The sequence below is a fragment of the Terriglobia bacterium genome, assembly GCA_032252755.1.
Classification (GTDB): Bacteria; Acidobacteriota; Terriglobia; order Terriglobales; family Acidobacteriaceae; genus JAVUPY01.
In genome coordinates, this window is sequence record JAVUPY010000065.1 from 37,508 (window position 1) to 57,937 (window position 20,430).

19 protein-coding genes are annotated in these 20,430 nt (G+C 58.2%); 5 read left to right on the plus strand and 14 right to left on the minus strand.

Annotated features, from left to right (window positions below):
• Window positions 1–6 precede the first annotated feature (6 nt).
• Complete coding sequence (locus ROO76_15660) at window positions 7–2,826, plus strand: carboxypeptidase regulatory-like domain-containing protein (protein MDT8069601.1); 2,820 nt, start codon at window positions 7–9, stop codon at window positions 2,824–2,826.
• A 252-nt stretch (window positions 2,827–3,078) separates the two neighbouring features.
• Here the strand turns inward: ROO76_15660 and ROO76_15665 are convergent, their stop codons facing one another.
• The 3 genes from ROO76_15665 to arsM form a co-directional block, all read right to left on the minus strand.
• Complete coding sequence (locus ROO76_15665; protein MDT8069602.1) at window positions 3,079–6,222, minus strand: glycoside hydrolase; 3,144 nt, start codon at window positions 6,220–6,222, stop codon at window positions 3,079–3,081.
• A gap of 136 nt (window positions 6,223–6,358) precedes the next feature.
• Window positions 6,359–7,198, minus strand: a complete 840-nt coding sequence (locus ROO76_15670; GenBank protein ID MDT8069603.1) for a DMT family transporter — start codon at window positions 7,196–7,198, stop codon at window positions 6,359–6,361.
• Between the two features lie 186 nt (window positions 7,199–7,384).
• The gene (gene arsM / locus ROO76_15675) at window positions 7,385–8,173 is read right to left on the minus strand and encodes an arsenite methyltransferase (GenBank protein ID MDT8069604.1); all 789 of its coding nucleotides are present in this window, start codon (window positions 8,171–8,173) and stop codon (window positions 7,385–7,387) included.
• A gap of 107 nt (window positions 8,174–8,280) precedes the next feature.
• Between arsM and ROO76_15680 the strand changes: the two genes are divergently transcribed.
• Genes ROO76_15680 through ROO76_15690 form a run of 3 tightly spaced genes read left to right on the plus strand, consistent with a single transcriptional unit; the run spans window position 8,281 to window position 10,193 of the window.
• Complete coding sequence (locus ROO76_15680; protein ID MDT8069605.1) at window positions 8,281–8,667, plus strand: metalloregulator ArsR/SmtB family transcription factor; 387 nt, start codon at window positions 8,281–8,283, stop codon at window positions 8,665–8,667.
• A 9-nt stretch (window positions 8,668–8,676) separates the two neighbouring features.
• Window positions 8,677–9,762, plus strand: coding sequence for an ACR3 family arsenite efflux transporter (gene arsB, locus ROO76_15685; GenBank protein MDT8069606.1), 1,086 nt, complete (start codon window positions 8,677–8,679; stop codon window positions 9,760–9,762).
• Between the two features lie 23 nt (window positions 9,763–9,785).
• Complete coding sequence (locus ROO76_15690; protein MDT8069607.1) at window positions 9,786–10,193, plus strand: arsenate reductase ArsC; 408 nt, start codon at window positions 9,786–9,788, stop codon at window positions 10,191–10,193.
• Between the two features lie 103 nt (window positions 10,194–10,296).
• Here the strand turns inward: ROO76_15690 and ROO76_15695 are convergent, their stop codons facing one another.
• The gene (locus tag ROO76_15695) at window positions 10,297–12,423 is read right to left on the minus strand and encodes a radical SAM protein (protein ID MDT8069608.1); all 2,127 of its coding nucleotides are present in this window, start codon (window positions 12,421–12,423) and stop codon (window positions 10,297–10,299) included.
• Window positions 12,424–12,840: 417 nt separating this feature from the next.
• Here ROO76_15695 and ROO76_15700 point away from each other — a divergent pair, with 417 nt between their 5' ends.
• Window positions 12,841–13,383 carry a VanZ family protein gene (locus ROO76_15700; protein ID MDT8069609.1) on the plus strand — a complete coding sequence of 181 codons (543 nt, stop codon included), beginning with the start codon at window positions 12,841–12,843 and terminating at the stop codon, window positions 13,381–13,383.
• Window positions 13,384–13,592: 209 nt separating this feature from the next.
• Here ROO76_15700 and ROO76_15705 read toward each other — a convergent pair whose 3' ends face one another.
• The 10 genes from ROO76_15705 to ROO76_15750 all read right to left on the minus strand — a co-directional run bounded on the left by ROO76_15705 (window position 13,593) and on the right by ROO76_15750 (window position 20,427).
• Window positions 13,593–14,801, minus strand: a complete 1,209-nt coding sequence (locus ROO76_15705) for an MFS transporter (protein ID MDT8069610.1) — start codon at window positions 14,799–14,801, stop codon at window positions 13,593–13,595.
• A gap of 152 nt (window positions 14,802–14,953) precedes the next feature.
• Window positions 14,954–15,436 carry a 50S ribosomal protein L17 gene (gene rplQ / locus ROO76_15710; protein MDT8069611.1) on the minus strand — a complete coding sequence of 161 codons (483 nt, stop codon included), beginning with the start codon at window positions 15,434–15,436 and terminating at the stop codon, window positions 14,954–14,956.
• A 100-nt stretch (window positions 15,437–15,536) separates the two neighbouring features.
• Window positions 15,537–16,580, minus strand: coding sequence for a DNA-directed RNA polymerase subunit alpha (locus tag ROO76_15715; protein ID MDT8069612.1), 1,044 nt, complete (start codon window positions 16,578–16,580; stop codon window positions 15,537–15,539).
• A 223-nt stretch (window positions 16,581–16,803) separates the two neighbouring features.
• Window positions 16,804–17,433 (minus strand): 30S ribosomal protein S4, encoded by a 630-nt coding sequence (rpsD, locus tag ROO76_15720; GenBank protein MDT8069613.1) that lies wholly within the window; start codon window positions 17,431–17,433, stop codon window positions 16,804–16,806.
• Between the two features lie 140 nt (window positions 17,434–17,573).
• A complete protein-coding gene (rpsK, locus tag ROO76_15725) occupies window positions 17,574–18,002 on the minus strand; it encodes a 30S ribosomal protein S11 (protein MDT8069614.1) in 429 nt (142 codons plus the stop codon).
• Between the two features lie 80 nt (window positions 18,003–18,082).
• The gene (rpsM, locus tag ROO76_15730; protein MDT8069615.1) at window positions 18,083–18,469 is read right to left on the minus strand and encodes a 30S ribosomal protein S13; all 387 of its coding nucleotides are present in this window, start codon (window positions 18,467–18,469) and stop codon (window positions 18,083–18,085) included.
• A 56-nt stretch (window positions 18,470–18,525) separates the two neighbouring features.
• The gene (rpmJ, locus tag ROO76_15735; protein ID MDT8069616.1) at window positions 18,526–18,639 is read right to left on the minus strand and encodes a 50S ribosomal protein L36; all 114 of its coding nucleotides are present in this window, start codon (window positions 18,637–18,639) and stop codon (window positions 18,526–18,528) included.
• 61 nt (window positions 18,640–18,700) lie between these two features.
• Window positions 18,701–18,919 (minus strand): translation initiation factor IF-1, encoded by a 219-nt coding sequence (gene infA, locus ROO76_15740; protein ID MDT8069617.1) that lies wholly within the window; start codon window positions 18,917–18,919, stop codon window positions 18,701–18,703.
• A 34-nt stretch (window positions 18,920–18,953) separates the two neighbouring features.
• Window positions 18,954–19,706: a type I methionyl aminopeptidase gene (map, locus tag ROO76_15745; GenBank protein MDT8069618.1), complete on the minus strand. Its 753-nt coding sequence runs from the start codon at window positions 19,704–19,706 to the stop codon at window positions 18,954–18,956.
• Window positions 19,690–20,427, minus strand: coding sequence for an adenylate kinase (locus tag ROO76_15750; GenBank protein MDT8069619.1), 738 nt, complete (start codon window positions 20,425–20,427; stop codon window positions 19,690–19,692). Before ROO76_15750 ends, map begins: the two co-directional genes overlap by 17 nt.
• Window positions 20,428–20,430: the final 3 nt, after the last annotated feature.

Consider the following 20,430-nt stretch of genomic DNA (forward strand, 5'->3'; position numbering starts at 1 on the left):
AATGAAGTGAAGCAGAACTTCAAAGTTATACTCTTTCTTCTGTTCCTGGGGCTCTCGATTGACCTCGCCGCTCAAACCGGTCGCGGCTGGCTCAGGGGTATCGTCACCGATCCTTCCGGGGCCGTAGTAGTCGGCGCGACCGTAACAGTGACGTCGCCTGCCGGCCAAACCGTCACTGCTGAGTCGAATCGTCAGGGCGTGTATGAAATCAAGAATCTTGCGCCGGGCAAATACAACCTCGCCGTGATCGCCAAAGGCTTTTCGCCTTATCAATTGACCGACGTCATTGTTTCTGCCGAGGGTCAAACCCTCGACGCCCAACTTGATATCCAAGCAGAAAAGCAACAGGTCACCGTCGAAGACCAGGGTACTGACGTCGAAGTGAGCGCTTCGCATAACGCCAGCCAGACGGTGATCAAGGGCAAGGACCTCGAAGCCCTCTCTGATGATCCCGACGAATTACAGAACGAACTCGACGCACTCGCCGGACCGTCCGCAGGTCCCAATGGTGGCCAGATCTACATCGACGGATTCACCAACGGCCAATTGCCGCCGAAGAACGCGATCCGCGAGATCCGCGTCAATCAGAATCCTTTCTCCGCCCAGTTCGATTCCCTCGGCTACGGCCGCGTCGAAGTCTTCACCAAGCCCGGCAGCGACAAGTTCCATGGACAGGTCATGTTCATGGACAACAATTCCGTCTTGAATACGAAGAGCCCGCTCGTGAAGGGCCCAGCCCCCGACTACAACACCCGCATGATCAATGCCAACGTCAGCGGCCCCATCAACAAGCGCGCATCTTTCTTCTTCAACGTGCAACAGCGGAACATCGACAACATATCCGTCATCAACGCCTACGATCCGACGACGCTCCTGCCCTTCAGCGACACCGTCCCGAACACACACTCCCGAACCAGCATCAGCCCTCGTGTCGATTATCAGCTCTCAACCAACAACACCCTCACAGCTCGATACGAATTCAACCGCGACAACGAGGACAACGACGGTATTTCGACATTCAGCATGCCCTCGCAGGCCTACAACAGCCGCGACACCTGGCATACATTGCAGCTAAGCGATACCCAGGTTCTCAGCACCCGTGTCATCAACGAAACGCGCTTCCAGTACGTTCGCGACAACACCGACGAGTACGCCCTCGATAACTCGCCGACAGTAGTGGTTCCCGGCACCTTCACATCCGGCGGAAACAGCATCGGAACTTCCTCCGATATCAATAACCGTTACGAACTCCAGAACTACACCTCGATGGCCCTCGGCAAGCACTTCATCAAGTATGGTGGCCGCTTGCGTTACTCGCGCGAAACCAACGTCAGCACCGGGGGATTCAACGGAACGTGGACCTTCAATTCGCCGGAAGATTATCAAGCCCTCGTGCCCAGTCAGTTTTCCCAGACTTTCGGAACCCCTGCGGCAAGCGTGAGCTACGTCGATGTGGGAGTCTATGCCGAAGACGATTGGCGCATCCGACCGAACTTCACTCTTAGCTACGGCCTGCGTTTCGAATCGCAGAACCAGATCGGCGACCACGGCGACTGGGCGCCCCGCATCGGTTTCGCCTGGGGCCTCGGCAGCAGCAAGGGCACCCCGAAAACCGTCCTGCGCGCCGGCTTCGGAATCTTTTACGACCGCTTCTCGCAAGGTCTGCTGCTGAATACGATTCGCCAAAACGGCGTCAACCAGGTTCAGTACATCATTAGTTGTGACGTCCAGAACTCACAATATACGGGTTCCTGCCCCCTCGCGGGTCTTTATCCAAACGTCCCCGATCAATCAATTCTGGCACCCGTGTCGACTCTCACTGTGCGCAGAATCGCTCCCAATCTCCGCTCCCCCTACACCATGCAGACCGCGGTTACGCTCGAGCGCCAGGTCACAAAATCGGGAACGGCATCGATCACCTACTTGAATTCCCGCGGCGAGCACACCTTCCTCTCGCAGAACATCAACGCTCCGCTTGTTTACGATCCCTTGGACCAGTGCGCTAACCGCCCGCTCGGTACTTGCGACAACATTTATCAGTACGAATCCGCCGGGATTTTCCGCCAGAATCAACTCATCGCCAACGTTCGCATGAACACCGCGAAGTTCTCGCTCTTCAGCTTCTACATGCTGAATTACGCGAACAGCAACACCTCGGGCGCCGGCAGTTTCCCCTCAGACCCTTACAACCTCATGTCCGACTACGGGCGCGCTTCATTTTCCGTTCGCAACCGCTTCGTCCTCGGCGGCTCATTCAACGCGCCATACCACTTCACTTTCAGCCCCTTCATCATCGCGAACTCCGGTCATCCGTATAACATCACCGTCGGGAAAGACTTGAACGGCGACTCCATCTACAACGATCGCCCGGCTTTTGCGAACGGAGTTTCCGGCAATCCTCTCGTGGCAGAGGACTTCAACCCAAGCCCCGCCCCAGGCGAACCGCTGATTCCTGTCAATTATGGAACCGGCCCCGCTTCGTTCACCGTGAACATGCGTTTCGCAAAGGTCTTCGGATTTGGCAAAGAAGGCGGCCCCGGCGGCGGTATGCAACCAGGTGGCGGTGGAGATCATCACCACGGTCCCGGAGGTTTCGGGAGGGGCGGCGGACACGGTCCTTGGGGCGGAGGCGGCGGCACCTCTCACCGTTACAACCTGACTCTGAGCCTGCACGCCATGAACTTGTTTGGTCGCGTTAACTACGGCACGCCGGTCGCGACCCTGGCCTCCCCGGACTTCGGAATCTCTAAGTCCCTTTCCGGTGGTCCCTTCGGCAGCGATGTCGCGGTTCGCCGCTTCTTCTTGCAGGCACAGTTCTCGTTCTAAACTTCTCTCTCAACAACGGCGGCCGGATTCGCGGCCGCCACCTTTTTGCTTCGAAGGTTTTTGCTTTTGAAACCGACTCGTCATCCCGAGCTTTACAAATACGTCGTCATCCCGGAGCCGCAACGATTTCCCGCGGCGAAGTCGAGGGATATGCATTCTCTCTCGACTCGCACGGTACATAATCGGCGCCCCACATCTGCCGCAGTTAAAAGATGTGGGTCCAACCCCTTCTGTATTGCTGAGCAGCTTCTACTACTGGCACCTCGGCCCTTCCGGCACCTTCATCCCTGGCAGCACCGCCAACCCCTTCTTCTGCAACATCCCATTTGCTGTCACCAGCGTCCCCGACTCCAGTTCCCTCCACTGCGCCAGTCGCTTCCCGAGGTCCCGACACGACTGCTCCACGCCGCTCTGCAACGCCGCTGCCGGCCGTGCATCTCCGCTCTCAATCATCTCCGCCAATCGCGCCAGGTCCCGGTTCAACGGCCCAAGCCCGCGATCCTTCGCCGACCCCTCCGCCAGATCCTCAACATTCTTTTGCAGAGCCGTTAGCTCGTCCGACTCAGGCTTCGCCCCGTTGATCGACTGCAGTCTCTCAGTAATCGCGGACTTGAGGACCTTCATGTACTCATATCCCGCATACGTCGCCCGCATCTGCGCCGCGATGTTCAGTTCCGTATCCAACTGCGCCTGCAAATCCTGCTGCGGTACATGAACCCGCGGATCGAGCGTCACCTTCAGCGCTTGTTGATACTCCTTGCCGTCTACCGTCAGCACCAGCGTGTACTCTCCCGGAACCACCAGCGGTCCCTGCGGCTGCTCCCTCGGCGTCTCCTCCGGAATCGCATGGTCGGCAAGCGTGTACTCGATGTAGTCCAACTCTTTCCCGTAATACCCGTAGTGCAGCGTCTTGAATGGCGGATACCGCAGATCCCATACAAACCGGTTCTGCCCCTTACCCTTCGACATCACCGCCGGCGGCGCAAACCAGTACTCCGGGGCATTCGGCGGAGTCTTATCGATCTCCACCGGAAGACTCGAGTACTCCCGCACCAGGTTGTGGTGCGAGTCATACACCTTCAGGCTCACCTCCGAAGGCGCACTCGGAAGGTAATAGTCAATGATTGCCCCATCCGGTGGATTCTTCCCCGCCGGAGTCTCCGGCGGCAGCGGAGTGTCCTGGTTCATGTCCCACCGCGCGCGCACAGTATTTGCCGGCCGGAACAATCGCACGCCTTCCGCATTCGCATTCAACTGCCGCAGTGGCGAAACATCATCGAGTATCCAGAGCGCTCTCCCATATGTCGCGATCGCAACATCGTCCCCGTGAACCGCAATGTCACGTACCGGGGCGACCGGGAGATTCAGTTGCAAGCTCTGCCAATGGTCACCGTCATCGAATGACACCCACATGCCCGCTTCCGTTCCGCCGTAGAGCAAGCCCTTGCGCTGCGGGTCATCGCGAACCACTCGCATGATCGTATTGTCCGGCAGCCCATTCGCAATCGGCTGCCACGTCGCACCGTAATCGTGTGTCCGATACGCATGTGGATGCATATCCTGCTGCACGATGACCGTCACGTACGCCGTCCCCGGATCGTGATGCGACGCCTCAATCTCCTCGATCGTGCTGCGCTCCGGTACCCCCGGCGGAGTCACGTTCTTCCATGTCTTGCCGTCCTCTGTGACGTGCAGCAGCCCATTATTCGTTCCCGCCCACATCACGCCATCCTTCACCGTCGAGAGCGCGATCGAAGTAATCACCCCCGGTGGATTGTGCTGAGGTGTTCCCGGCATATGCAAATTGGTCGCCGCCTGCGGCCGTTCCGTCAAGTCCGGACTCATCTCCTGCCACGTGATACCCCCATCCGTCGTCCTCAGCAGGTAGTTGGCACCTGCATACAACGCGTGCGGGTCGTGCGGCGAAAACATGATCGGCGCCATGCCCGCCGTGCGATATTTCTCACTCCTCACCAGCACATGAACGATCTGCCCGGTTATGCGGTCGAACCGCAGCACGCTCCCATACCATCCGCCGATGTAGACGATATTTTCGTGCAGCGGGTCCGGCGCAATGAAAGCAAACTCGAAGCCGCCCGTCGGTGCCCAATCTCGATAAGTGATCTCGCCAAAATCGCTGCGGCTCAGTACCGCCGCCGTCCCGCTGTCCTGCTGCGCCGCGTAAACGCGGTACGGGAACCTGTCATCTGTCGTAACGTGATAGAACTGCCCGGTCGCCTGGTTGTACCACGAACTCCACGTCTGGCCGCCGTTCACGCTAACAATCGCTCCCTGGTCCACGCCCAGCAGCATCTGTCGGGTGTCCCGCGGATTGATCCAGATCATGTGAATATCGTCGCCGCTCGGCGCGCCGTAAAAACCATGAAACGTCTTCCCGCCATCGACCGAGCGATACATCGTCGTCTGCGCAACATAAACAACGTTCTGATCCTTCGGGTCGACAAACACCCGGCTGAAATACCAACTGCCCAGGATGCGCGGATCCGTTGTGCTCTTCACCCAGTTCTCGCCGCCATCGTCCGACCGGTACAGTCCCTGCGTCACAATCGCGAAAATCCTCTTGCCGCCGGAACCCGGCGCCACCGACACTCCCACGCGCCCCATCGGTTCGCCTGGCAGGCCCTTCCCTGCCACCTGTGTCCACGTAGCACCCTCATCGGTCGAACGGAAGATATACGCATCCTGCTTCGCCGGCTCCTGTCCTCGCGCGGCGGCGGATATCGGTGGAAACTGCCGGAACCACATCGTCGCGTACATCACCTTCGGATCGTCAGGCGCAACCTCCAGGTCCATCACTCCCGTGTGTTCATCTCTGTAAAGCACCTTCTGCCAGTTCTTGCCGCCATCCGTCGTCCGGAAAACCCCTCTCTGATCTCCCGACGTCTGATCTCCCTCTACGCCCACCACAATAATGTCCGGATTCTGCGGATCGACAATCAATCCAGTGATCACATGCGACTGCCGCAAGCCAATATTTGTCCACGTCACCCCGGCATCGTTCGAGCGATAAACTCCATCGCCTTGCGTCTGCTCTCCCGTCGCAGCGAAAACGATTTTCGGATCCGAATCAGCCACCGCCATCGCCCCGATAGACGCCGCCGGGATTTGCTTCGAAATCGGATTCCAAGTTCGCCCCGCATCGTCCGTCTTCCAAACTCCGCCGCCCGGCGTCCCGATGTAATACACATTCGGCTGCGTCGGCACGCCCGCCACCGCGCTCACCCTCCCCGCGCGAAACGGTCCGATCAACCTCCACCGCAACGCGGCAAACTGATCCGGCGAAACCGTCTGAGCGTTAGCAACAGTAACAAGGAAGAACAACAGGCTTGCAAAGCAGAAAACGCCGCGAATGCGGCCGACGAATGGCATCATCATTCCCCCACGGAAAATCAGGAAGAAAGTGTATCAGGTGTGATCGCTTCTTCGGTTGGCCTTAACGTGTCATGCTGTGCGGAATAGCGGCGCTGTTTTGGTTTGCCGTTTTTCCCTTTGCCGTTTTGCCGTTCGTTTCTCACGCCGCGATCAGCGCCACCGAAGCCAGCGCCAGCGCAATCCCCACCGCCTGCACCCGCCCGATCTTCTCCTTCAAAATCAGCCGCGCCAGAATCACTGTGCTCGCCGGATACAGCGACGACAGAACCGCCGCAATATCCAGTCGCCCGCGAGTCGCCGCATAAACGAACAAAATGTTCCCCAGTGAATCGAATATTCCGCAGAACACCATCGCCCGCCAATACGGCCGCACCGTTTTCCATTCCACGTGCATCCCGCTCGCAAGGACGATCATGAACGCCAGCGACGCCGCGCGCGCTCCCACCAGTGGCCAGAACTTCGCCACCGTGCCCGCCAGTTTGATGAAGAGGAGAAATCCGCTGAATCCGACACCCGCAAGCATCGCGAGCCCCAGCCCCCTCGGCCGTTCGAGGTCGCCCGCCGGCATTGCGATCAGCCAGATCGCAACCAGCGCCATCACGAATCCGCCGATCTGGAGCCGTGTTGGTAAACCGAGCGTCAGGAAAGTAAACGCAACCGGTAGTATGCCCGTCACGACTGCCGCAACAGGTGCGTTGACCCCCATGGTTCCAATCGCCAACGCCCGGTACAGCGACACCAACCCCACCGCGCCCACCAGTCCCGCCGCCACGCCCCAGAGCACGGATGTAGCACCCGGCCACGGATCCCGCCACAAGATCGCAAGCGCCAGGTTAAATACCAGTCCTACAGCGTGTGCGACCAGCACCACGCCGTAGACATTCGATTTCTTGCTCGCTAATCCGCCAGAAAAATCGGCCGCCCCCCACGAAACAGCGGCCGCCAGCGACAGCAAAGATATGAGCGCAGTGTTAGGCAATTATTATGGTCAGTCCTTTTTTCGTTGTTTCGTTTTTGAACTTCTCTTCTTCTGATCTTCCGATGTTGTTCGCTTCTCCCGATCTTCGGTTCTTCGGTTGCTCCAGGCCCATGGCAGCTTTTCGTTTTGCCCTTTGCCCTCTGCCCTTTGACTTCGCCCAGTTTTGCCGTTTCCCTTTACCGTTTCCTACGGTTTTACCGCATGCACCTTCACGCTCGCAATCGCCCGCCACGCCATATTGGCGATCGAACTTCCGCAGCAGCTTTTACCATCGTTCGGCGCAACCGCCTCGGCGTACTTCGACCCGTAGAGAACTTCCGGAATGGCCAGTTTCTGGAAGCCGGTCTCCAGCATCATGCGAACGTAGTCCTGCATATAGCTCGCGCCCGCAATGCACCCGGTATATGCGGCGACATCATTCTTCACGCGCTCGTCCAACTCCTTCAGCAGCACGATATCGCTCACCGCGATCCGCCCGCCCGGCTTCAGCACGCGAAACATCTCGCGAAACACCGCCGGCTTGTCCGCGCTCAGATTGATCACGCAGTTGCTGATGATGTAATCCACGCTCGCATCTTCCACAGGCAGCTTCTCAATATACCCTTTACGAAATTCGACGTTCGCCGCTCCCAGTTTCTGCGCGTTTTCTTTGGCGCGCGCCAGCATATCATCCGTCATATCCACGCCGATCACCCGCCCCGTCGGCCCCACCTGCTTCCACGCAAGAAATGCATCGAAACCCGCGCCGCTACCGAGATCGAGGACCGTCATTCCCGGCCCAATCTCCGACATCGCAATCGGATTTCCGCACCCCAGCCCAAGGTTCGCATCGCCCGCAATCGCCAGGTCCTCTTTCGAATACCCAATCGCACCTGCGACATAATCCTTATTGCCGCATCCGCAGCCCGACTGCTCACCGCGAGCAATCGCGCCATACCGTTCCTTAACAATCGTCAACACCTTCTCTTTTTCCACGTATTTCTCCTGTCGATCTTTTCGATTACCAGATTCCCGCTTACCCGATGCAACTACATATGCTTGCACGAATATAGTTCCGTGCTATTATATCTGTCAACCCATATATGTCAGAAAAGAAACTCACCCTCGACGCCCTCCTGAAAACCCTCGCCGACCGCACCCGTCTGCGCCTGCTAAACCTCATGGGCGATCACGAAATCTGCGTCTGCTTCTTAGTGGAGGGACTGAAAACCAGCCAGCCGAAAATCTCGCGCCACCTGGCCTACCTTCGCCGCTCCGGGCTCGTCGCCGCCCGCCGTGAAGGTCTCTGGATGCACTATCGCATCAACCGTCCGAAGGACTCGAACCTGGCAGGCGTCCTCGACGCAGTCCTGCAATCTGCCACGCACGACCCCGAGATGAAGAAAGATTTCGCGCGTCTCAACTCCGCCTGCTGCGCTCCCAAACTCACAACGTTACAGCGTGCGCCAGCACCTGCACCCGTCGCGTAAAGGACACCTATGACAGGCATCTCTCGACGACTTTCATTTCTCGACCGCTTTCTTACCATATGGATCTTTTCCGCCATGGCTCTCGGCGTAGCGATCGGCTACTTCTCGCCGGCCTCACTAAGCTTCCTGAACCACTTCAATGTCGGCACCACCTCGATCCCCATCGCCGCCGGCCTCATCCTCATGATGTATCCGCCGCTCGCCAAGGTGAAATACGAGGAGATGCACGAAGTCTTCCGCAATCGTCGCGTGCTCGGCCTCTCTCTCGTTCAGAACTGGATCATCGGACCCGTTCTCATGTTCGCCCTCGCCATCATCTTCCTGCGCGGGTATCCCGAGTACATGGCTGGACTCATCATGATCGGCCTCGCCCGCTGCATCGCCATGGTCATCGTCTGGAACGAACTCGCCCGCGGCGACACCGAATACGCCGCCGGTCTCGTCGCCTTCAACTCCATCTTCCAGGTTCTCTTCTACGCCCTCTACGCCTGGATCTTCATCACCGTCCTGCCGCCGCTCTTTGGCCTGCGTGGCACCATCGTCCACGTCTCCATGCGCGACATCGCCGAGAGCGTCTTCATTTATCTCGGAATCCCGTTCCTCGCCGGAATGTTCACCCGCTTCACGCTTCTGCGCCTCCGTGGTCGCGAATGGTATGAGCATCATTTCATTCCGCGCATCAGCCCCATTACCCTGATCGCGCTGCTCTTCACTATCGTCGTGATGTTCTCCCTCAAGGGCGAATACATCGTCCGCCTGCCGCTCGACGTTCTACGAATCGCCGTCCCACTCCTCATCTACTTCGTCGTCATGTTTCTCGTCTCCTTCTACATGGGCCGCAAACTCGGCGCCGATTACTCAAAAACCGCAACTCTCTCTTTTACCGCGGCCAGCAACAATTTCGAACTCGCTATTGCCGTCGCCGTCGCCGTCTTCGGAATCAACTCCGGAGCCGCCTTCGCCGCCGTCATCGGTCCACTGGTCGAAGTCCCGGCTTTGATTGCATTAGTAAACGTCGCCCTATACTTCCAGCGCAGATACTTTGCTGCAGAAGTTCCCTCAACGAAGCATTCCACTCAACCCGTGTCATCCTGAGCGAAGCGCATTCTTGGTTGCCTATGAAACGTGTCCTGATCCTCTGCACCGGCAATTCCGCCCGCAGCCAGATGGCAGAAGGCATCCTGCGCCACCTGGCTGGGGATCGCTTCGAAGTCTTTAGCGCCGGCACGCACCCGGTTGGATTGAATCGTCTTGCCGTGGAAGTCCTGCGCGAGATCGGCATCGATATCTCGCAGCACCGCTCGAAATCGGTCGACGAATTCGCCGGCCAGCAATTCGACTACGTCATCACCGTCTGCGACAATGCCCGCGAGTCCTGCCCCGTCTTCCCCGGCGCCGGAGAGCGCATCCACCACAGTTTCCCCGACCCCGCCGCCTTTTCCGGATGCCGACAATCCGCCGCCTTCCGCCAGGTCCGCGACCTCATCCGCCCCTGGCTCGAACAATTCATCCGCCAGCACCCTTAAAAAACAAGCCGGCCATTTCTGACCGGCTTGCGCAGTAATCATCAGGATTTCTCTATGCCTACCCTTGTCGCGAAGCGACAGGATGGGGCTTTACTCTGAAGTACTAATCTCCCGCCACTTCCTCCGCGACGTCCTCTTTCTTCTTCGGCGTCCCAAGGCTCCCCAGCGGGACAAACCCGTCCTTCGACTGCGGCTTCTCGCCCAGCACATGCTCTTTGTAGAGAGCCATCATGCGAGCGTTCTCCGCTTCCTGCCGCGGATCGATCACCTTCAATGCCTGCTTCGCGTCGCGAGCACGCAGTTTCTCTTCGCGCGCCGTCTTCGCAATGCCCAGCTCGTCCAGTGTCGTGTTGCGGGCTGCCGTCACGTGCTCCTCGTTCAGCTTCAGTGAGTGCGTCGTGCTCTCCATCGCGACCTTCTTGCCGCCCGCGAAGATCTCATGCCGCCCGTGCTCCTCGTACCACTTCGTGAGGGTAGCCGTCATGTGCATCTTCTCAATGATGTTCCGCCAGCCCACGCCCGTGTTATACGCGCAGAAGCTGATCTCGCCTTCCTGCGTCGCGTACGGGATGATGCACTGCTCCGTACGCCGGAAGTCGTAGTTGAACAAATCCTGGAACCACATGCCCGCAATGAACAGGAAGTTCCAGCGGTCCTGTCGCCGCTTCTGGATATCCTGCTCTGTGCGCGTCGGGTCTGACTTGCCGTACTTCTGCGCCGCCGTCTTCGTCGCACCAAAGGTCTTGTCGAACTTCTTCAGCAGGTCGACAAACTTGAAGTGCTTCGGCGCCTTAAACGGGTCGTAGTTGCGCCCCAGGGCCAGGGCCATGCCGAGATTCGACAGGAACGTGCCGCGCGCCGCATCGTTCACCTTCGCAACGTCTTTCGCAATGCGGTCGCCATTCAGGAACGCCGTCACCGGCACTGCTTCCTTCGTTTCCTTGTCGATCATCACTGCCATGCCCACGCCGCAATTCGGGTGGCATCCGCAGCTCAGCGATCCCCAGTCCGCGTTCGGACCGTGCGTCAAATCCGCCCAGTCGCTGAACGTCGACATGAACGAGATCGGGAACCAGTCGCGCGTCGGCTCGCCCAGTCCCGTCTGGCTCTTCACGTCGTGCGCCAGGTGGCTCAGCGTGTATCGCTGCGCCTGGCGCCGCTCGTCCGTAATCTCTTCGTCGCGTCCTGTAAACGAAACCGGCTGGAACGACAGGAAACTGATCTTCTTCGGGTTATCCAGTGCGAACTGGATGATGTGTCCCACCTGCTCGTTGTTAATCCCGTTCACGATCGTCGTCACCGGAACGATATCGACGCCCGCGCTGTGCAGGTTCTCAATCGCGCGCAGCTTCACGTCGAACAGGTTGCCGACCGCGCGGTGCGAGTTCGCCGCGTTGCCGATACCGTCGAACTGCAGGTACGCATATCGCAGGCCCGCTTCTGCCGCCTGCCTGCAAAATTCCGGACTCTTCGCGAACTCAATCCCGTTCGTTGCCGCCTGCACCGAGTTGTACCCAACCTTGCGCGAGTACGCCACCGCGTCCAGGAAGTACGGCGACAATGTCGGCTCTCCGCCCGAGAACTGCACGCTCATCTGCCGTTTCGGCTTGATGCTGATCGCGTTATCCAGCACCATCTTGATCTCTTCCCACGTCAGCTCATGCACGAACCCGACCTGGTTCGCGTCCATGAAGCACGGGTCGCACATCATGTTGCAGCGATTCGTCAGGTCCACCGTCAGCACCGAGCCGCGGCCGTACTTCACCGTCGAGGTGCCGTGGTTGTGCAGTTTCTCGTCGTTGTGCGCGCGAATGTCGCGCCCCGGGAAAACCTCTTCCAGGTGACGGAAGAAATCCACGTCGATCGCCATCACGTCTTCGAAGTGTCCGTGCTTAGGGCAATCCTTCACCATCAGGATCTTCCCGTCGCGCTCCAGGATCGTCGCCTTAATCTCGCCGATCGGCTGGTTCAGCAATACCTCGTACGGCAGCTTGCCGTCCAAAATGTCCTTGCGAATCTCCGGCACGCACTTCGGGCAGAGCGAGTCCGTCGCGCGCGGCCACCCCAGCGGCGGCTTCGTCTTCTGGTACGACTTCAGCAGCGGCTTCTCGCTCCACTTCGGCGTAAACGATTCGTTCTGGTTGATGCTGTTCAGCTTGTCGAACACTGCCCACGCCGCTTTCGCGCCATAGGTGAATGCCTTCTCGACGTATTTAACTGGCTTATGCATGAACCGCCTTTCCTCAAGCCTGGAATCTTGTTCCCTTACTCTTCCCGCGCCTTTGCGAGAGGGTGGGTACTATTGCTGAACTTTCGCTTAGACCGGTATACAAACACGGATGCCGCCCGAACTAATACAGTTTGCATACTAGGGCCTCAAGCACCCATCTCCCAACCAGGAATCCCCGAATGGCGGCCTTTTGGTATTAAGTGGCGCAGATATCACACCGAATGGTGACCTGAGTCACGTACCGAAGTTATTGAAAATGAAGGAGAATGTGTCAGCGTGTAATACTAGGCAGTGGAGTCGATTCCGAGAGCGTGGACGACCTGTCGCTCCCAGCGCAACCCCGCTTTCCCGAGTTCCCCGATTTCCGGAACTCCATCGCTGCTCAAAATCTGCTCCTCAAAGGGATCGCTCGTAATCATGCCGAAGCTGACGAAAGAAGCAGTTTTCCGCTACTGGATTCCAGCCATCTGCTGGATGATTGTGATAGCGCTCGAGTCGGCATTCCTCTCGGCTACAAGAACCGGTAGCATCGTCGATCCGATCCTGCACAGGATGCTCCCCGGCCTCAGCTACAGCCAGATTGATCACATTCACGAGATGGGCCGCAAGGTGGGACATTTCATCGGCTTTGGCCTGATGAGCTACTTCTTCTTCCGTGCCTTTCGCGGGACCGAACACGTTTATCACGGAACAGAAACTATCCTGCGCAAGAGGGTTGTTCCCGCCGGACATCGGCTGTTCGCATATCTCTGGCAGTGGCGATGGGCCGCGCTCGCCATCGTTTGCACCGCGCTGGTCGCAATCGCCGATGAAGTTCACCAGATGGGTGACCCGACGCGCACAGGAAACTGGTGGGACGTTCTGCTCGACAGCGTCGGCGCGCTGATATTTCAATTCCTGATTTTGACGGTTCTTCGGGCGCGCACCCCGCAAAAGATGCCGGAGAACGTGAGTTCTTGACGTACCAGGCACAGCCTGCAACTGCGCTCTTGCGCCTTGAACCTTGCTCCTGGTCTTTATTGAACCCCATCTTGTCCAGCGCCGCGCGATCTCCGGGTGCTTCATGAAGAACTTCCAGTTTCCGATCATGATCGTGATCGGAGCCTGGTTCAAACGGCAGGACTGTCCGAACAAGCAGGAAGCAAGAGTGCAGAGGAGTCTCTGGCGAACTACTTGCGAAAGAGTTTCGGCACAACCAGCAGCATCATTGCGGAGAGTGCGGCGAGACTCGCGGAAATCATGAACGGAACATGCGCTCCGAAGTGTTTCCAGACCTCTCCCGTGGCGACACTCGCGAGCAGCGCGGCGACGCTCGTGACGAAATAGTAGATGCCAAACGCTCGTCCGCGTGTCTCGCGGGGAACCGTGTCCACAACGATAGCCTTCAGCACCGGTTGCGTTAGTGCATAGTACAAACCGTAAAATGCCATCGCAATGTAAAGCACCGTGCGCGAGGCCGCTTGCGCAAAGGCAAAGTAGACACCCGAGAAGATGAGCAGCCCGACGGCACAGGTACCGTAACGCCACATCGAGAGACTGCCGGCATTCGCCGTGCGGTCGCTGATGCGTCCGGCGGGCCAGGAGGCGGCAGTGTATGTGATGTTGAAAATCAATCCGAGCAGCGGCGCATGCGAGGCAGGGATACCTATACTCTGCGCACGAAGCACGAGAAACATATCGCTGGAGTTCCCGATGGAGAAGAGCGCGATCGCGAATAGTACGTAAACATACGACGCAGGCAGACGCGTAGCGTCGCCAAAAATAGAACTCTTCTTCGGCGGCTTGTGTTCGGTCTCACGCAGCCCAAGGCTCACCACGAAAATCGCGAGCACGCCGGGAATCACGGCGGCGAGGAAGACGGCGCGTGGCCCGAACTGGCGCCCCCAAAAACTGGCCATGATCGCGATAGCAAGCAGCGGGCCTGCGATCGCTCCCGCCGAATCCATCGCCTGTAGAACTCCGAACGCCGAACCAACGCGCTCCGGCGGAACCGACTCCGAGAGCATGACATCGCGTGGAGCACCGCGTACCCCCTTCGCGAGACGGTCTGCGAAACGAATGCCGAGCACCTGCCACGGCGCAGTCACAATTGTCAGCAGCGGTTTGACGACGTTTGCTACAAAGTAACCGCCGACCACGAGCGGTTTACGGCGGCGAATCCGGTCGGTCCAGACGCCCGAGAAAAGCTTGGCGAAAGATGCCACGCTCTCAGCAATGCCCTCGATGATGCCGAGTGTCGCAGGGCCCGCCCCGAGGGACACGAGGAACGCAGGCAAAATCCAGTACGCCATCTCGCTCGCCGTATCGTTGAGGAATGATGTGACGCCAAAGATATGGACGTTGCGCGGCTGGGTTGGCGCAGGCGATTCAGCGACCATGTCGAGGTTGTATCACACGGTCGAGCGTGGAGACGACGCGATTCATCGAGGTGCTCGAAATGGCAAAAGGAAAAGCGCGCCGATGATCAGCGCGCTTGAAACAGCGGATCCCTCGCTTCTTGACAGCAAAGAAGTCGACGAACGATCTTAATCTACTTTTCTTCCCCGCCTTCGGGTTGTTCGGCTGCCGCTTGTTGCTCGGCCTCCATTTGCTTCTTGAGCTCTTCGGCGCGCTTCGCGCGGGTTTCCGCACGCTTCTCGCGTTTGGCGTCGATGACTTTCTCCGCGCCGAGCAGTTCAATGAATGCCTTCTGCCCGCCATCGCCCTTCCGGACGCCGGACAGGATTATACGAGTGTAGCCGCCTTCGCGATCCCCGAAACGAGGTGCAACTTCAAACAGCTTCTCCACCGCCTCGCGGGTCATCAGGTAAGAACCCGCCTGACGACGCGCGGCGAGGTCGCCTCGTTTGCCCAGCGTAATCATCTTCTCGACCTGCGGCTTCATGGCCTTTGCCTTGGGCACGGTCGTCTCGATCCGTTCTTCGATGATCAGCGACGTGACCAGGTTCCGCAGCAACGCGCGGCGATGATCCGTTTTCCGACCCAGTTTCCAACCACCAACTCGATGACGCATGACTGATTCCTCTGTCCCAGCAAGCGCTGGATAAATTTCTTTGATCTTGTACTGGGGCCCCACACCTGCCCTCTTTTGGCAGATGTGGGTCCGTTAAGCCTTAGAAGCCCGAGCCCTCACCGGAGTACGGCGGCGGATAGATGCTGCTCGGCGCAGGCGTGCTCTGCGCGGTCGGAACGGCGTTACCGTGCTCATCGATCTTCATACCAAGGCTCAATCCCATCGAGGTCAGTATTTCCTTGATCTCGTTGAGCGACTTGCGACCGAAGTTCTTCGTCTTCAGCATTTCGGCTTCGGTTTTCTGCACCAGTTCGCCGATGGTCTGGATATTCGCGTTCTTCAGGCAATTGTAGCTGCGAACCGAAAGCTCCAGCTCTTCCACCGAACGGTTGAGATTTTCGTTACGGATCTCCGGCTTTCGCTCTTCGGTGGAAACCGTCTCGACCTCTTCCTCGAAGTTGATGAAGATGTTCATGTGATCCTTCAGCAACTTTGCAGCAAGTCCGAGCGCGTCGGCCGGAATGACCGAACCGTTCGTCCAAATCTCGATCGAAAGCTTGTCGTAGTCGGTGATCTGTCCGAGACGGGCTGCCTCCACCGAGTAGTTCACCTTGCGAACCGGCGAGTGCACCGAGTCGATCGGAATGAATCCGATGCCGAGGTCCTCGTCGAAGTTCTTGTCGGCGGAGACGTAGCCGCGGCCTTTCTTCAGCCGCATTTCCATGTCGAGTTTGCCACCTTCGCTCACGGTCGCGATGTAGACGTCCTTGTCAAGGACCTCGACATCGGCGTCAGCTTCGATCATCCCCGAGGTTACGACGCCGGGTTGGTCGGCGCGCAGATAAATAGCCTTCGGCGCGTCGCCATTCAGCTTAAACGGGATCTGCTTCAGGTTCAGGATGATGTCCGTCGCATCCTCGACCACGCCGGGGATGGACTGGAATTCGTGTAGTACGCCTTCAATTTTCACGGCCGTGATCGCGGCGCCCTCGATGGACGAGAGCAGCACGCGGCGGAGCGCGTTGCCCATCGTGGTACCGAAACCACGCTCGAACGGCTGTGCCCAAAAGTGACCGTACTTGTCGGTCAGCGATTCACTGTCAAATGCAAGACGCTTCGGCTTTTGAAAGCCCTTCCAGAGCATTGAGTTCTCCTTCTTCGGTCATTTGGCGCAGCCGCCAGGGACAGCAGCCGGCTGATCTGGACCGAGATGAGGTGCGGAGACGGGCTAGCCGTGCTCCGCGGGTTAATCCAAACTTCGTCGAACCTGCAAATGTCTTTCGCAAGACCCTGAGCCAAAGACAAAACAACGAATGTCGCGCAACCGCCCCACCCTGTCGCAACTGCGGCGGGGTGGGGCACAAAACTTATTTCGAGTACAACTCGACAATCAGCTGCTCGTTCACCGGCAGGTTGATGTCTTCGCGCTTTGGCAATGCCAGCACGCGGCCTGTATAGGCATCGCGATTGATCTCAAGCCACGCCGGAGCCGGCTGATGGCTCGCGAATTCCTTCGCAGCCTCGAGCACGACCAGTTTGCGGCTGTTCTCGCGAATCGCAATCTCATCGCCAACGCTCACCTGGAACGATGGGATGTTTACCTTCCGGCCGTTCACGGCAACGTGGCCATGACGCACGAGTTGGCGAGCCTGACGGCGCGCCTGCGCGAAACCAAGCCGGAATACGACGTTGTCCAAACGCCGTTCCAGTTGCTGCAACAGCATCTCGCCGGTCACGCCCTTGGTCTTGGCGGCCTTCTCGAAGTAGTTGCGGAACTGGCCTTCCTGCGCAAAGTAGATTCGCTTTGCCTTCTGTTTTTCGCGAAGTTGCAAACCGTACCCCACAATCTTCGCTTTGCGATCGCGGCCATGCTGGCCGGGAGCAAAATTACGCTTCTCCACCGGACACTTGTCGGTGAAACACTTTGCGCCTTTGAGGAACAGCTTCATGCCCTCTCGGCGGCAAAGACGGCAAACTGCATCTTTGTAACGTGCCAACTCTTTGTCTCCTTAACTTTATTCAGTTGCCGAGCGGTTTACGGGAGGTTGAACTCCGGTCATCCCGCTCCATACATTTCCAATTGCGGAATTTGTAATTTGGTAATTGAAATTACCAATTACAAATCACAAATTACCAATCACACGCGGCGTCGCTTTGCCGGACGGCAGCCGTTGTGCGGAACCGGAGTGGTGTCCTTGATGGAACGCACTTCGAGTCCGGCGGCAGCCAACGCTCGGATAGCCGACTCGCGGCCCGATCCAGGACCGCTGACGCGAACGTCGACGCTACGCAACCCGTGGTCGCGAGCCATGTTCGCGGCGTTCATCGCGGCCTGCTGGGCGGCAAATGGAGTGCCCTTGCGGGATCCCCGAAAACCCAGCGAGCCCGAACTCTTCCACGACAGGACGTTGCCAGTCGGATCCGAGATCGTGACGATGGTGTTGTTGAAAGAAGCGTTGATCGTCACGAGCCCATGCGGGACGTGCTTGCGCTCCTTCTTTTTGAACTTCTTGGTCTTGCCCTTTTTCTCGGCGCCGGCGGCGGCGCCAGCCTGTGCTTTAGCCATTTCGCAAAATCCAATCCGGAATCTAAAGTGACCTGTCCGTGCCGCACATTTGCCTCATTTAGCAAATGTGGACAGAAAAACTATGTCTTGGCGCTCGCCTTCTTCTTATTGGCGACTGTGCCCTTGCGCGGCCCCTTCCGGGTGCGCGCGTTCGTGTGCGTACGCTGTCCGCGAACCGGCAGGCTGCGGCGATGACGGAAGCCGCGGTACGAACCGATTTCGATCAGCCGCTTGATGTGCATCGAAATGTCTTTGCGAAGGTCGCCTTCGACGCCGCCCTCGTTCTCGATCACTTGGCGGATGCGGTTGACCTCTTCTTCGCTCAAATCCTGGATGGCCTTGAACGCGTCAACGTTCGCGGTGTCCAGGATTTTGCGCGCGCGCGGCTGCCCGATGCCGTAAATGTAAGTCAAGGCGATCCGAGCCTGCTTGTTGCGCGGCAAATCCACGCCTGCAATACGTGCCATATTCCTCTACTCCCTGTGTGCCCTGCCCTTTGTCGCGCAAGCGACACGGGCGGGTTCTAGCCCTGACGCTGCTTATGCTTGGAATTCTCGCAGATCACCCGCACCACGCCGTGGCGGCGAATGACCTTGCACTTGTCACAAATTTTCTTTACCGATGCCCGTACCTTCATGTCAGTTCTCAGTTCTCAAAAATCAGTTCTTCGTAATTCTTTTTCTTCTACCGCAAAAGAACTATTTGTACCGATACACAATTCGTCCCCTGGTCAGGTCGTAGGGCGAAAGTTCCACCGCCACGCGGTCCCCGGGAAGGATACGAATGAAGTTCTTGCGCATTTTGCCGGAGACATGCGCCAGTACCTGATGCTTGTTCTCCAGTTCGACCTTGAACATGGCGTTGGGCAGCGGCTCGATTACCACGGCCATCACTTCAATCGCGTCTTCTTTGCTCATTCAGTTCCTAAAACAACAGTTCTCAACTTCACAATTAAACCGTTAAAATCACCGGCCCATCTTTTGTTACCGCGACGCAGTGCTCAAAGTGCGCGCTCGGACGTCCGTCTTCGGTTACGGCCGTCCATTTATCGTCCAGGACCCGGACTGCAGGCCCCCCGGCGTTCACCATCGGCTCGATCGCCAGCACCATGCCTTCGCGCAACTTCGGACCGTGCCCACGAACGCCGTGGTTTGGCACCTGCGGGTCCTCGTGCAACTTGGTCCCTACGCCGTGTCCAACGAACTCCCGAACCACGCTGAATCCGTTTGCCTCGACGATTTCCTGCACTGCCGCGCCGATATCGCCGATCGTGTTTCCAATGCGCGCCGCTTCGATCCCCTTCTGCAGCGATTGCTCCGTCACTTCCAGCAACTTACGAAGCTCGGGACCGACCGACTCGCCCACCGGAACTGTGACCGCCGAATCGCCGTAGTAGCCGTCCAGCACGACACCGCAATCAATCGAAACGATATCGCCCTCGCGCAGCACCCTCGATTCCGACGGTATTCCGTGCACCACTTCCTGGTTCACGGACGTGCAAAGCACGCACGGGTAATCGTAATAACCCTTGAACGCCGGCTTCGCGCCCAGTTCGCGGATCTTCTTCTCCGCGGCCTTTTCCAGGTCCATCGTGCTGACACCCGGGGCGACCAGCGCCTTGACCGTATCCAGTACCTGGCGGACGATGCGGCCAGCACGCCGCATCTTCTCTATCTCGCCAGGAGACTTACAAACGATTGCCATTCTCGATTGCTCTAAGTATGTCCGCAGCGACTACGTCTACCGCCTGATCTCCATTCACCACGCGCAACCGCCCCGAGGCCTCGTAATACTCGACCAAGGGACAAGTTTTCTTCTCATACTCCTTCAAGCGCTCGACGATTACTTCCTCACGGTCGTCCGGTCGAATGACAAGTTTCGACCCATCGACATCGCAGATGCCGTTAACTCTAGGAGGCTGATAGTGAACGTTGTAAATCCGCCCGCAGGTGGGACAAGAACGACGTCCGGTAAGCCGTTGCAATAGAACATTATACTCAATCTTTACCTCTATCACAATCGGCGGCAGCGAGCACCCTCGCTCATTATCAAAGAACTTCGTTTTCAAGTGGTTATCCAACCACCTGGCCTGGGGAACCGTCCTCGGGAAACCGTCGAGGATGCATCCCCGGTCGCAATCCCTCTGCGCCAGCCTGTCGGCGACCATGGCGTTGACCAGGTCGTCGGGAACCAGTTCGCCCCGCCCCATCACTTCTTTGGCCTTTTTTCCCAGTTCCGTCCCAAGCGCCACATTGGCTCGCAGGATATCGCCAGTCGAGATCTGCGGGATTCCATAAATCTCCGCGATCTTCTTGGCCTGCGTTCCCTTTCCGGCGCCGGGAGGTCCCAGCAAAATGACGGGGCCCACTAACTTAGCGTTCCTTGCTTCTGTTGAAACCGCAACATCTGTGGTCTTCGTCTCCATGGT